The 14,827-nt window shown below is 34.0% G+C and carries 11 protein-coding genes; 3 read left to right on the forward strand and 8 right to left on the reverse strand.

The annotated features are described in order from the left end of the window. Positions 1 to 80 precede the first annotated feature (80 nt). From AC4FRF_RS02580 to uvrC, 5 genes are all read right to left on the reverse strand, one after another. Positions 81 to 1,313 carry a peptidoglycan DD-metalloendopeptidase family protein gene (locus AC4FRF_RS02580; RefSeq protein WP_491157885.1) on the reverse strand — a complete coding sequence of 411 codons (1,233 nt, stop codon included), beginning with the start codon at positions 1,311 to 1,313 and terminating at the stop codon, positions 81 to 83. A gap of 36 nt (positions 1,314 to 1,349) precedes the next feature. Continuing rightward, positions 1,350 to 2,285 carry a tryptophan 2,3-dioxygenase family protein gene (locus AC4FRF_RS02585; protein ID WP_491157886.1) on the reverse strand — a complete coding sequence of 312 codons (936 nt, stop codon included), beginning with the start codon at positions 2,283 to 2,285 and terminating at the stop codon, positions 1,350 to 1,352. Beyond that, entirely contained in the window at positions 2,285 to 3,055 is a 771-nt protein-coding gene (locus tag AC4FRF_RS02590) for a DUF3108 domain-containing protein (protein ID WP_491157887.1), read from the reverse strand. Before AC4FRF_RS02590 ends, AC4FRF_RS02585 begins: the two co-directional genes overlap by 1 nt. A gap of 445 nt (positions 3,056 to 3,500) precedes the next feature. Beyond that, entirely contained in the window at positions 3,501 to 5,702 is a 2,202-nt protein-coding gene (locus tag AC4FRF_RS02595) for a patatin-like phospholipase family protein (protein WP_491157888.1), read from the reverse strand. Between the two features lie 29 nt (positions 5,703 to 5,731). Further along, a complete protein-coding gene (gene uvrC / locus AC4FRF_RS02600) occupies positions 5,732 to 7,531 on the reverse strand; it encodes an excinuclease ABC subunit UvrC (RefSeq protein WP_491157889.1) in 1,800 nt (599 codons plus the stop codon). A 126-nt stretch (positions 7,532 to 7,657) separates the two neighbouring features. Between uvrC and AC4FRF_RS02605 the strand changes: the two genes are divergently transcribed. From AC4FRF_RS02605 to AC4FRF_RS02615, 3 genes are read left to right on the forward strand one after another with little or no spacing between them, the layout of a single operon-like run. Next, positions 7,658 to 8,632: a succinylglutamate desuccinylase/aspartoacylase family protein gene (locus tag AC4FRF_RS02605; RefSeq protein ID WP_491157890.1), complete on the forward strand. Its 975-nt coding sequence runs from the start codon at positions 7,658 to 7,660 to the stop codon at positions 8,630 to 8,632. Beyond that, positions 8,622 to 9,203 (forward strand): 5-formyltetrahydrofolate cyclo-ligase, encoded by a 582-nt coding sequence (locus AC4FRF_RS02610; RefSeq protein ID WP_491157891.1) that lies wholly within the window; start codon positions 8,622 to 8,624, stop codon positions 9,201 to 9,203. The genes AC4FRF_RS02605 and AC4FRF_RS02610 overlap by 11 nt, the downstream gene beginning before the upstream one ends. 27 nt (positions 9,204 to 9,230) lie before the next feature. Next, positions 9,231 to 9,425, forward strand: coding sequence for a hypothetical protein (locus tag AC4FRF_RS02615; protein ID WP_491157892.1), 195 nt, complete (start codon positions 9,231 to 9,233; stop codon positions 9,423 to 9,425). Positions 9,426 to 9,495: 70 nt separating this feature from the next. On the opposite strand, the gene AC4FRF_RS02620 is transcribed toward AC4FRF_RS02615, so the two are convergent. The 3 genes from AC4FRF_RS02620 to ileS form a co-directional block, all read right to left on the reverse strand. Next, positions 9,496 to 10,101 carry a lipoprotein signal peptidase gene (locus AC4FRF_RS02620; protein ID WP_491157893.1) on the reverse strand — a complete coding sequence of 202 codons (606 nt, stop codon included), beginning with the start codon at positions 10,099 to 10,101 and terminating at the stop codon, positions 9,496 to 9,498. An 87-nt stretch (positions 10,102 to 10,188) separates the two neighbouring features. Then, complete coding sequence (locus tag AC4FRF_RS02625; protein ID WP_491157894.1) at positions 10,189 to 10,569, reverse strand: TraR/DksA family transcriptional regulator; 381 nt, start codon at positions 10,567 to 10,569, stop codon at positions 10,189 to 10,191. Positions 10,570 to 10,577: 8 nt separating this feature from the next. Continuing rightward, entirely contained in the window at positions 10,578 to 14,042 is a 3,465-nt protein-coding gene (gene ileS, locus AC4FRF_RS02630; protein ID WP_491157895.1) for an isoleucine--tRNA ligase, read from the reverse strand. Positions 14,043 to 14,827: the final 785 nt, after the last annotated feature.

Here is a 14,827-nt window from a genome sequence, read left to right on the forward strand (position 1 = left end):
TATCTTTAGTCAGTTTCTCACATAAAAAAAGAGAAGCTAATCCTAAAAATTACTTCTCTTTTAAAATTTTATAAATCGATTTACAAATTCCCTATACTATCCAATTCTCTTTTTAAAGGTTCAATTTTCTTCAAGAATCGCGCTTTATTAACACTTTCCATCGGGGTTCCTGTAGGCAGTTTCAATCCTAACGCATCCACTTGCACTCCATTTTTCCAAAAGCGATAACACACATGAGGACCAGTAGCCAAACCTGTACTTCCTACTCTACCAATAACATCTCCTTGATTAACATGCTGTCCGCGTCTTACTAATATTTTTGACATATGTAGATACTGAGTCGAATAAGTTCCATTATGTTTTACTTTTACATAATTTCCATTACCTGCCGTATAACCTGTTCTTTCTACTACACCTGCAGCCGTAGTCATAATAGGTGTTCCTGTAGGAGCTGCATAATCTGTCCCTTTATGTGCTTTCCATTTATGCTGCACCGGATGATATCTTCGCATAGTAAATCTAGACGTAATTCGACTAAATTTGATGGGAGATTTCAGAAAAAGATTTTTCATCGTTTTCCCTTCTTCATCATAATAATCTATTTTTCCGCTTGTTTGATTTTGTGCAAAAGGAAAGGCATACATAATTTTACCTTTGTACTCAAAAAATGATCCTTCTATATTACTAATACCATTATAAATAGTATCGTTGATGAATCGTTCATTAAAAATAATACCAAAACGATCTCCTTTTTTTAATTTAAAAAAATCTATAGACCAAGAATAAATTTTTGTCATTTGGTTGGCTAAATTTGGCGAAACACCTGATCTTTCCAGCGTTTCCGACAAAGAACCTTTTAAAACACCTGTAATTACTTTTCGTTTATAGGTAACCGGTCTTACTTTTTTGTGCGCAACAACTACCGAATCACGCATGTCAAAAATATAATACATTAAATCATTGGGTTGATAGACAAAAACCTGAAGCTTATTAGTTTTATCCTTAGAACGTAACATGGTGTATGCCTTATTAGGTCTAATAACACGCACATCAAAAGTATCTTTAATACTGTTTACAATCTCATAAATTTTACGGTCGCCAATATTTTGTTTACTTATAATTGTCCCAAAAGTATCTCCTTTTTTAACGGTATCCTGAACCACATTATAGTCGGAAAAATTAAATCCAAAATCAGAATTATCTTTTTTTGGAATTACTTTTTTTACGACTTTTTTCTTTACCGTTTCTTTATCCGATTGTTTACAGGATACTACTAATGTTAATGCAATTATAAATGTTAAAACGTATTTCAAACTCTATCTATTTATTCAATTCTACTAATTATTATTTTATTGTTCTTGTCCCCAATTTGCTAATTCATTTTCGCTCCATAATTCAGGAAAAAATATTCTTTTCTGATATTTTGGATGCATGTATTTACGCCAATCACTTCCTCCTGTAGCCTCACCATCACCCATTCCACTTTGATCAATATACTTAATAGCTACATTTAAATGCTGCATAACCCAAGTAATATTTACAGTATAATCTAAATGACGCATGGCTGCTTTCAAAGCGGCATCTTCTTGATTTTGAGCCGGAAGTTGCTTGTATTTTTGCCAAATATTTATAGGCTTATACGTTTCCATATAATCTAGGAATGTAGCTTTGTATTTTTGTTCAAAAACTTCTAAGGTATAGGATTTTTTCCCAGTATGATAATCTTTTCCTGCTGCTTGCCAATACAGAATTTCAAACGCATTTTCATTAGAAATAGTATTATCAAACGATTTTCTAAAACGACTATCAATCAAATTAACTAAATCAGTAGTACAAAATTCAATCAAACGGTATTGTGCACTTTGAAAACCACTGGCTGGAGTAAGCGTATTTCTAAATTTCATATATTGATCTACATCCATACCATTTTCCATAATAGTAAAGGAAGCAGTAAGCATATCAAAATAACGACTAATGCGCGATAATCTATCGGTAAAAAAAGCTGCTGTAATGTTTTCTGAATAGGAAATCTGATTCATTTCCCAAAGAATCATTTTGAATATTAATTCATTAATCTGGTGGTAGAGAATAAAGACCATTTCATCAGGAAGCACTGTTCTTTGAATTTGTAAATTCAACAAAGCATCCGTTTGGATATAATCCCAATAATTAGTGGGTTTTGACCAAAGCAAACCTTCAAGTTGTGTTTCCGTTTTTTGACTGATGGACTCGTATTTTTGTTCTATTTCTTTTAAAATACTTGCTGTATTCTCATTAACATTCATTACTTCTTAATTTTAAACGGACCTTTCAATCCTTTGAAAGCTTCCAAATCGGCTTTAAGCGATCCGACCGCTAATTCTGCCTTAATGCGTATTGGCAATCTGTTATCATCATCTGAAACCCAAACCGTTAAGCTCTCCTGCTCTTTAAATACTCGCCCTGATTGTACTAATGGTCTAAAAATCATTGCAGACACGACCCCAAATTTAGTTGTAATATCCTCACGACCCATAAACTTTAACTTAAATTTTGTGGTTTCATCATCAAAAAACATGTCAATTTCAACAGACTCTCCTGGCTTGATTTTGTCTATTGTAGGATAATTTCGCAAGTAATAAAAAGTAGACAATATGTCTTGGGTATTTTTAGAAATGACAAAGGTTTTTTCAGTTTTCTTTTTATAGTCTTTCACAGTAACCCTATTTGATGCCTGATTAAAAAAACCTTCTTGATTTTTAGTATATCCACCTTCGTTTATCTTTCTAACAAATTGATATGGATTTCCCGATTCCTTGTCTATATAGCTCTCATAAAGATCTTCTACCTTGAAAAAAAAACGAGAAACACCTGTGGTATACCCCTTCCCTACAACATGAAAAACTTTTTTATTATTTACAACAGCATCTTTTACTTCGAGAGTAGCATATCCGGCGTTTACAAATCCGTAATGGATACGAAATTTAAACCACTCGCCTACATCAAATGCATCTTTAGATTGTGAATCAAAACTTACGGTTAAAATCAATAATAAGAGTAGTATAATCTTTTTCATAATTTACTAGAATTGTTTTATTGATTCAATTTGCAAATTTTGTTCCAAATATATTAAAACAAAAAAACTCAGTCAAATAATGACTGAGTTTTTATGCTATTAACCAACCAAAAAATTATAAATTATTAAATTTATATAAACCAAAAGGAAACCACCCCTCTTGTTTTGATATGACAAAGATAAGGCAAGAAAATGCGATTTCAACAACAAAAATTCAGTTTAACAAAATTTTAAAATAAGATTCGAAAGCAAAGCCGTTTTTTTTTGCATATCATAAAAAAAGACGTGATAAAAAATTAAAGTGATAATTTTAGTTTTGTTTTAAAAATTCAAAAACCGTTTCTTTCACACTTAAAAACATTTTTTAACCTAAAAAACGGCGCCAATTTTACCAAAAACAGCTGTTTTTAACTTTTATATTTTTAATGATTTTGTTTTTTTGCACCTAAAAAGGAAATCCTACACTAAACCAAGTATAGCCACTATTGGTTTCTGGAGACCAACTTCTTTTTATTTCAATTGGACCAATAGCTGTCTCTAAACCATATCCCACTGCATAACCGGAAATTTGAGGAATTGAAATCCAATCGACAGTATCAAAAATATCATCACCTATATTAGCGTAATTAGCTGCAAAATTGATATGATTCTTTTTGATAATTTCATAATCAAAAGTCAACGTAGATTTTATATAACTATTCCCCCCTATACTTAAAAAATCATAGCCATAAAAATGACTGAAATTATTAGAAACATTATAACCAAAACCACCCAGAATAAAATTAAAAAAAGACACACTCTTATTACCAATTGCAAAACCGGCTTCAGATTGAATTTTCATGGAAGCTCTATTGAACAATTTAAAAGCAACTCCAAAATCGGCCTTAGCAATTGAAAAAGGCTCAAACTCTTTGGTATAATCAGACGAATACAAATAAGAATGAATATCTCCTGAAAAATACCAACCTTTTTTAGGAAAAAATTTATCGTCTAAGGAATCAAAATCCAATCGAGCAAAAACACTCGCATAATCGCTTTTGTCTATCTTAGGATCTGCATTGGATAAGGTTTTAGAGTTAATATTCAAATATTTGTATTCCAATCCTGCTCCAATTAAAAAACGTTGTGCAAACATAGTTTGCAAATACAATTGATTGGTAAAATCAAACAAATCTACATTAAGAGAATTGATTCCTAAATCTTCAAAATCTAAATTACTAATCTGTCCTTCAATATTTCGATTAAACTGATTCAAGTAAGATTTAAAACCCAAACTAATATTATATCCATTTTCTACATAGTAATCAAAATTATACCTGAAATTATCTCCCAGAATAACATCTAATGAAGTAACATCATTTTTAAAAAAGGTTTTCTTGTGCGTTAAATTTACTAAAACCGCACTTTTATAGAGACCATCATAATGCAATCCAAATTTCAAATAGGTATCTACTGGATTTTCTTTTAAAACCAAATTCAAATCATCACCGTCCTTATTAGCATCAAAATAATAATCTATTGCGCTAAAATTCTCTGTTGCATTCAAATTATTGATTCCCTTTTTCAATTGATCATAACTAATTTTGGTATCTGGTTTAAACCTTAGCTTTCCATATATATATTCTTTCGTGTAGTTTTTTAGCTTATTGCAATTGATATTAACAATATACAAACTATCAACTTCATTTTTTAATTTTGGTTTTTTGTAATTTTTAGACTGAACTCCTAGTTGTTTCAAACGTTCAAAAACCGAAAAAGCAGCTTCTTCTCCTTTACTTACTATTTCTTGGCCGCTATCAAAAGACATTACTCCATAATCTTTAATATCCGGACGAATGTAAATATCTGTTTTTAAAATATTTTCCTTCATCTTATCAATAGAATGAAGATTGGTAATTTGAACCAAAATTTTGGTAGCATCATTAAGTCCTTTTCTATCCAATAAATCATTCTGAACATCCACCCCGATAATAATATCGGCACCTAATTTTCTAATTTCATCAATTGGATAATTATTAACCACCCCTCCATCAACAATAAATCGATCTTGATATTCAACAGGTGAAAACAATGAAGGAAAAGCAGAACTGGCTATCATGGCTCGCGCCAAGTTTCCTTTATCTAATATCAATTGTTCTCCCGTTTCAATATCGGTACCAATGCACAAAAAAGGAATTGATAGTTTGCTAAAATCTCTTGTATGCCTAACATTTCTGGTTATTCGACTTAATAAATTAAAATTATACAAGCCTTTAGAAAGCGCATCAGGAATTCCTATTTTATAGTTATTAAAAGGCAAAACAAGCGCATAAACTTCGTCATTTCTTTTTTCATAAAAATTCTTGGTTTCTCTTGGAATATAATCACTTAAAAGCTCATCAAAATCAGTTTCTGTAAAAATTGAATCAAGTTGAGCTGCATTATAGCCTGCTGCATACAAGCCACCAACAACCGCTCCCATACTGGTACCACCAATATAATCGATCTTAACTCCAGCCTCTTCAATTACCTTAAGAACCCCAATATGAGCAAATCCTTTTGCTCCACCACCACTTAAGACCAACCCTATTTTTGGTCTATCTTTTTTCTGGGAAAACAACGTCAAACCACTAAAAAAAATGAGCAATACAAGGATGGATTTCTTCATAAAACAATATTCACTTTACTATTTATAAATCAAGTTGTTGTGGTTTTGTAAAAATCGGTAATTTTTTTGGCTTTTGATACTCCTACAACGTCTGAAATTTCTTTTTCTGAAGCCTCTTTCAATCTTTTAACACTTTTAAAGTGTTTTATTAACGTTTGCATGGTTTTTTCGCCAATTCCAGGAATGGATTCTATCGAAGAGTTCAAAGCCGACTTACTTCTTTTATCCCGATGATGCGTAATCCCAAAACGATGTGCTTCATTTCGCAATTGCTGAATTACTTTTAAAGTTTCTGATTTTTTATCTAAATATAACGGAACCGAATCCCCAGGATAAAACAATTCTTCTAATCGTTTGGCAATTCCAATAATACTGATTTTTCCACGCAAACCTAAATCGTCCAAACTCTTTAAAGCCGATGAAAGTTGCCCTTTCCCTCCATCAATAATAATCAATTGTGGCAAAGGCTGCTCTTCATCCAACAATCGCTTGTAACGACGATAAACCACTTCTTCCATCGAAGCAAAATCATTAGGTCCTTCAACAGTTTTAATGTTAAAATGACGGTAATCTTTCTTGCTAGGCTTTCCATCTTTAAAAACCACACAGGCCGAAACCGGATTAGTTCCCTGAATGTTCGAATTATCAAAACATTCAATATGTCTTGGTTCTACAGGCAACAGCAAATCTTTTTTCATCTGCGCCATAATTCTATTGGTATGCCTGTCAGGATCTACAATTTGTAATTGTTTCAATTGTTCAATACGATAGAATTTAGCATTTCGAATAGACAATTCTAAAATCTGTTTTTTATCTCCCAATTGCGGTACTGTAACTTTTATATTTTCGCCTAAATCAACAGCAAAAGGAACAATTACTTCTTTAGACAATAACTGAAATCGCTCTCTCAATTCTACAATGGCTAATTCTAATAATTCTTCATCGGTTTCAGCTAATTTCTTTTTAATTTCTAATGTATGCGAACGAATAATCGAACCATGAGAAATTTGTAAAAAATTCACATAAGCAGCACTTTCGTCAGAAACAATCGAAAACACATCAATATTGGTAATTTTAGGATTTACAATGGTAGAACGTGATTGATAATTTTCTAAAACTTCTATCTTTTCCTTTATTTTTTGTGCTTCCTCAAAATGCATTTGCTGCGCTAAGGATATCATCAATTTTTTGAAATCTTTCAAACTTTCTTTGAAATTGCCCTTCAGAATTTCCCGAATAGCATCCACTTGTCTTTGATATTCTTCTAATGATTCATAGCCTTCACAAGGTCCTTTGCAATTGCCAATATGATATTCCAAACAAACCTTAAATTTACCGCTTTCTATATTGGAATCACTTAAATCAAAATTACAAGTTCTAAGCGGATACAATTCTTTAATCAATTCTAAAATGGTATTTACCGTTTTAAAACTGGTATAAGGTCCAAAATATTCCGAACCATCTTTAACCATTCTTCGGGTAGAAAATATTCTCGAAAAAGGTTCTTTTTTAATACAAATCCACGGATAACTTTTATCATCTTTCAAATTGATATTGTAGCGTGGCTGAAGGGTTTTAATTAAATTATTTTCCAGCAAAAGCGCATCAGTTTCGGTAGGGACCACAATGTGTTTTATGGTTACAATTTTTTTAACTAAAACATTCGTTTTGGCTGTATCGTGAATTTTATTAAAATAAGAAGAAACTCGTTTTTTTAAATTTTTGGCTTTACCTACATATAAAATCTTGCCTTCTTTATCATAATACTGATAAACACCTGGACCATCTGGTAAGGTTTGAATTTGAAGTTCGAGCGTTGGAATTGGCATTGTAGATTTCGGATTGTATATTATTGTCAAACAAATTTACAAATAACATTTTTCTAAAACGAAAAACAACTCATAACTTACGTTTCACAACATATAATTACATATTTTTAACTTTTTATTTTGGCAATGCAAAACACAAAACCCATCACAATTCTAGGCGAAACTATTTTAGCAGGCGAAAGCAAAACCATCGATATGGAAATTGCTAAACTACACAATTCAGCCAAGTTAAAAATTCCAATAATTGTCCAGCGTTCTAAAATTGACGGCCCAGTAGTGTTGTTTTCTGCCGGAATTCATGGAGATGAAATAAATGGAATCGAAATTGTTCGCCAAATTATCACACGGAAAATCAACAAGCCAAAAAAAGGAACCATTATTTGCATCCCTATTGTCAATATGTTTGGCTTTGTCAATCAGTCCAGACAATTTCCAGATGGCAGGGATTTAAACCGGGTTTTCCCAGGAAGCAAAAAAGGTTCGCTTGCCAGCCAGTTTGCTTATCATATTTTGACTCAAATAATGCCGCATGTAGATTATGCCATTGATTTTCATGCCGGAGGAGCTGGAAGATTTAATGCTCCGCAAATTCGACTGGAACCCAATAATGCCGAATTAAAAATATTAGCCGATGTTTTTAATGCCCCTTTTACTTTATATTCAAAAAATATTGCAGGCTCGTTCAGAAACGCAAGTCAGAAATCCAATGTGAAAATGCTGCTTTTTGAAGGCGGAAAATCACTAGATATTAATACCGCTATTGCAAATGAAGGCTTGGAAGGTGTAAAACGTTTTTTAGAGCATTTGAATATGCTTCATCCCAAACATCAAACCATTAAAAAACAAACAGAAAGCATTTGTATTGAAAAATCCACCTGGATTAGAGCCAATTCTTCAGGACTATTGCATAATGAAATCCACATAAATTCCTTTGTCAAAAAAGGAGCTGTACTAGCCACAATTACTGATCCTTTTGGTAAATTTGAACGAAAAGTAAAGGCACCCAATGATGGCTATATTATCAACGTCAATCATTCTCCAATTGTATATCAAGGAGACGCTATTTATCATATTTCAAAAAACGTAGTGAATGGAAAATAACAAAAATGAATTACGCATTAAATACAAAGCACTCCGAAAACAACTTTCTGAAAACGAAATGGGAGAAATGAGTTTAGCAATTGCCAATCAGTTACTCCAACTCGATATTTGGGACAAAAACTATTTCCATGTTTTTTTAGCTATTGAAAATCATCAGGAAATAGACACCGAGCTCATACTGCACTTACTTTCGGGTAAAGACAAAAACATTCTTATTTCAAAATCTAATTTTGAAACTCGGGAAATGACGCATTTCCTTTTAACTGATAATACTAAAATCAAAAAAAACAAATTCAACATACCAGAACCTGTTGACGGCATTGAAGTTCCTTCGAACAAAATTGAAGTCGTTTTTGTTCCCCTTTTAGCCTTTGATAAAAAAGGAAATCGTGTGGGTTACGGCAAAGGTTTTTATGATAAATTTTTAAGCAAATGCAAGCCCGAAGTAATTAAAATAGGATTGTCGTTCTTTGAAGCTGAAGAACAAATAGAAGGTGTTTTTGAAACCGATGTTCAATTGGATTATTGTGTAACTCCAAATAAACTTTATTCCTTTCAAATTAATCGGTAACTTCCTAGCATACAAAGCCCCATTATTATGATAAAAATTCTAAACTCAAGATTAATTACAATTGCTTTAATAGGTATTTTTTCTATTTCCCTATCTAATTGTTCTGTAGGATTTAGAACCAGATCTAGAACAAGTACTACTAAGTCTCTTCCTCCAGGTCAAGCTAAAAAAATTACTGGTGAAAAAAGTGCCAAACGTTATGCTCCAGGACAAAATAAATAATAGAAAAAAGAGAAAGACCTATTTCAGTACGAAATAGGTCTTTCTCTTTTTTCTATGCACTGGTATAAACCTATACCTCTTTATGATGAAATGCTCTTTTATTGAAAACAATCAAAATCCCAACTCCTGTTGAAATAGCTATATCCGCAACATTAAAAATGGCATTAAAAAAAGTAAAATCTCTTCCACCCCAAACTGGCAACCAACTTGGTAGATTTCCATGCCAAAACGGAAAGTAAAACATATCCACTACTTTACCGTGAAAATATTCGCCGTAAGGCTGGCTTGTAAACAAGGTAGCTAACTGCGAACTACTATCGTCAAAAATAACACCGTAAAAAACCGAGTCAATAATATTTCCAAAAGCACCTGCTAGAATTAAAGCAATGGCAACCACTAAATAATTACTACTGTGTTTTCTTTCTACAGAATCCCACAGCCAATACCCAATTCCTCCTACCGCAACCAATCGAAATAACGTAAGAAACAATTTTCCATAAGCTCCAGGAATTTGAGTTCCCCAGGCCATTCCTTCATTTTCTATAAAATGAATTCTAAACCAATTGAAAACCTCAACTTCTTCTCCTAATAAAAAATTGGTTTTTATATATATTTTAGAAATCTGGTCAACTAATAATACAATGAAAATAAGTAGATACGCTTTTCGTAATGACATTTTAAAAATTTTAAGTGCGTAAAAGTAATAATTTTATCAAAAAAAACGCTCCCTACGGAGCGTTAAATATTATATGGTAAAATTTGATTATCGTTGCATGTTTTTTGCTTCAATACTCATAGTAGCATGAGGCACAATTTTCAATCTTTCTTTCCCAATTAATTTACCTGTTACTTTACAAATCCCATAGGTTTTGTTCTCTACACGGAATAAAGCATTCTTTAAATCGCGTATGAATTTCTCCTGACGAATAGCTAATTGAGAGTTGGCTTCTTTAGACATAGTCTCGCTTCCTTCTTCAAAGGCTTTGAATGTTGGTGATGTATCATCCGTACCATTATTCAAATCATTCATGTAAGCACTTTTAATCAAATCTAAATCGGCTTGAGCTTTCTCAATTTTCTTTTGGATTATCTCTTTGAACTCTGCCAAGTCGGCGTCTGAGTATCGTGTTGCTTCATCTACCATAATCAATATTATTTAGTAATCGTTATTTTAGTTTTAATCTCATCAAATTCAATTTCTATGCCACTTTCGATTTGCGCTTCAAAAACTAAGGTCTCTGTTAATGTTTCCGATTTGATATATTCAATATTTTCGTTTACAGCAGCTTCAAGAATAGCATTATTTTGCAAATACACCTTAATTTTGTCTGTTACCTCAAATCCAGAATCTTTTCTAACATTCTGAACTCTGTTTACTAACTCTCTTGCAATTCCTTCTTTTCTTAACTCATCAGAGATTGTAATGTCAAGCGCAACGGTAATTCCATTAGAATTAGCAACCAACCAACCCTCAATATCCTGAGAGCTAATCTCTACATCCTCTAAAGATAAAGTTACGTCTTTTCCTGCAATGATAATACTTAAGCTTCCTTCTTTATCCAACTGATTGATTTGCTCTGGAGAAAAACCTTGTATCTCTTTGGAAATCAATCCCATATCTTTTCCAAAACGTGGCCCAAGTGCTTTAAAATTAGGCTTAATTTGTTTTACCAACACTCCCGAAGCATCGTCTAAAAGTTCAATTTCTTTCACATTTACCTCCGCTTTTATCAGGTCAGAAACCGCCTCAATTTCTAGTCTTTGTTTCTCGTCAAGTACCGGAATCATTACCTTTTGCAGCGGTTGACGCACCTTAATCATTTCCTTTTTACGCAGTGATAAAACCAGTGATGAAATGGTCTGTGCTTTCTGCATTTTGCTCTCTAACGATTTATCAACAAAGTTTTCAACGTATTTTGGAAATTCCGCCAAATGTACGCTATCAAATTTTTCTGTTTGTGTTGCCTGCGTTAAGTCTCTGTAAAGCTTGTCCATAAAGAATGGAGCTATCGGAGCACTCAGTTTACTTACGGTTAACAAACAAGTATATAAAGTTTGGTAAGCCGCTATTTTATCTTGTGCATAGTCCCCTTTCCAGAAACGACGACGGCATAAACGAACGTACCAGTTACTAAGATTTTCCTGTACGAAATCAGAAATGGCACGGGCAGCTCTTGTTGGCTCATAATCCGCATAAGCTTCATCCACTAATTTGATTAAAGTATGTAATTCAGATAAAATCCAACGGTCAATTTCAGGTCTTTCATTCAATGGCACCTCAGCTTCATCAAATTTGAAACCATCAATATTAGCATACAAACTAAAGAATGAATAAGTATTATAAAGGGTTCCAAAGAACTTTCTTCTCACCTCAGCCACACCTTCAATATCAAATTTCAGGTTATCCCAAGGATTTGCATTGGCAATCATGTACCAGCGTGTAGCATCAGGACCATATTCTTTTAAAGTTTCAAATGGATCAACGGCATTCCCCAGACGTTTCGACATTTTTTGTCCGTTTTTGTCCAATACCAATCCGTTAGAAACTACATTTTTATACGCAATAGTATCAAAAACCAAAGTTCCGATAGCATGCAACGTATAAAACCATCCACGGGTTTGATCCACACCTTCGGCAATAAAATCAGCTGGGAATGATTTATTCTCGTCAATTAGTTCTTTGTTTTCAAAAGGATAATGCCATTGTGCATAAGGCATCGCTCCGGAATCAAACCAAACGTCAATCAAATCAGCCTCACGCTTCATTGGTTTTCCAGAAGCCGAAACTAGCGTAATTCCATCCACCACATTTTTATGTAAGTCGATTAAATCATAGTTAGATTCGTCCATATTTCCAATTTCAAAACCTTTAAAAGGATTTTCTTTTTGGAATCCTGCAGCAATTGCTTTTTCAATTTCGTTGTATAATTCTTCCACCGAACCTATCAGGATTTCTTCCTGTTTGTCATCGGTTCTCCAAATTGGCAATGGAATTCCCCAATATCTGGAACGCGATAAGTTCCAGTCGTTGGCATTTTTCAACCAGTTTCCAAAACGTCCTTCCCCGGTTGCTTTTGGCTTCCAGTTGATGGATTCGTTCAGGTCAAACATTCTGTCTCTAACTTCTGTGATTTTAATAAACCAGGAATCCAGAGGATAATATAAAATAGGCTTGTCCGTTCTCCAGCAATGTGGGTAACTGTGGACGTATTTCTCTACTTTGAATGCTTTATTTTCTTCTTTTAAGCGAATAGCAATCTCCACATCTACCGAACGTTCCGGAGCCTGATCGGCATCATAATATTCGTTTTTCACGTATTTACCGGCAAATTCTTCACCTACATGAGCCGTGAATTTTCCTTGTAAATCTACTAATGGAACTGCAGTACCATTTTCATCCAAAACTAACATTGGCGGCACTTCAGGCGTAGCTTCTTTAGCTACCTTAGCATCATCTGCACCAAAAGTTGGAGCCGTATGTACAATTCCCGTTCCATCTTCTGTTGTCACGAAATCTCCCGAAATTACTCTAAACGCATTTTCCGGATTTTGGTATGGCAATGCCCAAGGCAATAATTGTTCGTAACGGATTCCTACTAAATCAGCTCCTTTTGCTTCAGCAACAATTTGGTACGGGATTTTTTTATCTCCGGCTTTATAGTTTTCAAAATCGGTGGCTTCTTCAGTTGCGAAATAGGTTTTCCCAAACTGTTTCCCTACTAAGTTTTTAGCCAAAATCACATTGATTGGCTCAAAAGTATATTGATTAAAAGTCTTTACTAAAACATAATCGATTTTTGGACCTACAGTCAAAGCCGTATTTGAAGGCAAGGTCCAAGGCGTAGTTGTCCAAGCTAAGAAATAAAAATCCTCCCCTAACCCCTCCGAAGGAGGGGAAACTAGACCGAATGCTTTTGCTACAGTATTTTCCTCAATACCTCCCTCTCCTTTGGAGAGGGCTGGGGTGAGGACTTTAAACTGAGCCACAATCGTAGTATCAGTCACATCACGGTATGAACCCGGTTGATTTACTTCGTGAGAAGACAATCCTGTACCCGCTTTTGGAGAATACGGCTGAATCGTGTAGCCTTTGTACATCAAATCCTTGTTGTAGATTTGTTTCAACAACCACCAAACCGACTCCATATATTTGGATTTGTAAGTCACATACGGATCTTCCATATCAACCCAATACCCCATTTTTTCGGTCAGATCATTCCATACATCCGTATAACGCATCACCGTTTTTTTACAGGCTTCGTTATATTCTTCTACTGAAATCGTTTTCCCGATATCTTCTTTGGTAATTCCAAGTTCTTTTTCGGTACCTAATTCTACCGGTAAACCATGAGTATCCCAACCAGCTTTTCTTTTTACCTGAAAACCTTTCTGAGTTTTATATCTACAAAAAATATCTTTGATTGCACGCGCCATTACGTGGTGAATTCCCGGTAATCCATTTGCCGAAGGCGGTCCTTCAAAAAACACATAAGGTTTCGCCCCTTCGCGGGTTGTTACACTTTTTTCAAATATATTTTCTTGCTTCCAAAAATCCAGAACTTCCGACGCTACTGTTGGCAAGTCAAGTCCTTTGTATTCAGTAAATTTTGTACTCATTGTATCCTTTTCTTAATCGAGGTGCGAAAATAAGGAATTTTAAAGAAAATAGAGGAAAGAGGAAAGAAAAAAGAGGGAATAAACACAATTATAGAAGGTTTTTACAAAAAAAAGAAAGTTGTAAGCATTAAAACAGTTCCAACTTTCTTTTTATGCTGCTTGATTCACTAAAGGTGTACAGGCATCCCGATACCAAAATTTCGGTACGGGACTGTGCTAAGTTTTATCTACAAGCCCGAGCCATCGGTTTAGTTTTCTAAACCCAACTACCCACAAGCAAATCATTGCGAAGAACGAACCCAATCACGCAGATTTGCAGTAATCTTTTTCGTGAGGATAGCACGGATTTGCATAAATCATAGTAATCAAGGGTAAGTCATTGCGAGGAACGAAGCAATCTCATCAAGTAACTCCACAAAGTTGCTCCTCTTTGTGCGCACAGAATACATCCCGAAGCTTCGGGACTGCGCTAACGTTTATGTGTATCCGAGCCATCGGGGGGTTTAAATCTTAACTAGAGCGTCTTCTCCTCAAGCTAGCGCAAGCGTCCCGCTTGTGCCTACACTCTAATTAATGTTTAAAATGGTAAACTCCTAATATTATTTATCCACGTTGGAATCATGTCTTTTAAATAATTTGTATATGAAAATTTTCTTTAACTATTTTTTCTTTACGGGCACAAGCGGGACGCTTGCGCTAGCCTGGGGATTTAAAAGAAAAAACGAGGTTTTTTCACAGCCTGACGTTCTCGCGCTTGGCGAAGAAGCGGATTTTGAAGCACTAAA

Source organism: Flavobacterium sp. ST-158 (assembly GCF_058309975.1).

Coding starts and splice junctions, on each gene's coding strand:
- AC4FRF_RS02605 (WP_491157890.1), top strand. CDS start 7,658: ATGCAAAACACAAAACCCATCACAATTCTAGGCGAAACTATTTTAGCA.
- AC4FRF_RS02615 (WP_491157892.1), top strand. CDS start 9,231: ATGATAAAAATTCTAAACTCAAGATTAATTACAATTGCTTTAATAGGT.
- AC4FRF_RS02590 (WP_491157887.1), bottom strand. CDS start 3,055: ATGAAAAAGATTATACTACTCTTATTATTGATTTTAACCGTAAGTTTT.
- uvrC (WP_491157889.1), bottom strand. CDS start 7,531: ATGCCAATTCCAACGCTCGAACTTCAAATTCAAACCTTACCAGATGGT.
- AC4FRF_RS02585 (WP_491157886.1), bottom strand. CDS start 2,285: ATGAATGTTAATGAGAATACAGCAAGTATTTTAAAAGAAATAGAACAA.
- AC4FRF_RS02625 (WP_491157894.1), bottom strand. CDS start 10,569: ATGGTAGATGAAGCAACACGATACTCAGACGCCGACTTGGCAGAGTTC.
- AC4FRF_RS02595 (WP_491157888.1), bottom strand. CDS start 5,702: ATGAAGAAATCCATCCTTGTATTGCTCATTTTTTTTAGTGGTTTGACG.
- AC4FRF_RS02610 (WP_491157891.1), top strand. CDS start 8,622: ATGGAAAATAACAAAAATGAATTACGCATTAAATACAAAGCACTCCGA.
- AC4FRF_RS02620 (WP_491157893.1), bottom strand. CDS start 10,101: ATGTCATTACGAAAAGCGTATCTACTTATTTTCATTGTATTATTAGTT.
- ileS (WP_491157895.1), bottom strand. CDS start 14,042: ATGAGTACAAAATTTACTGAATACAAAGGACTTGACTTGCCAACAGTA.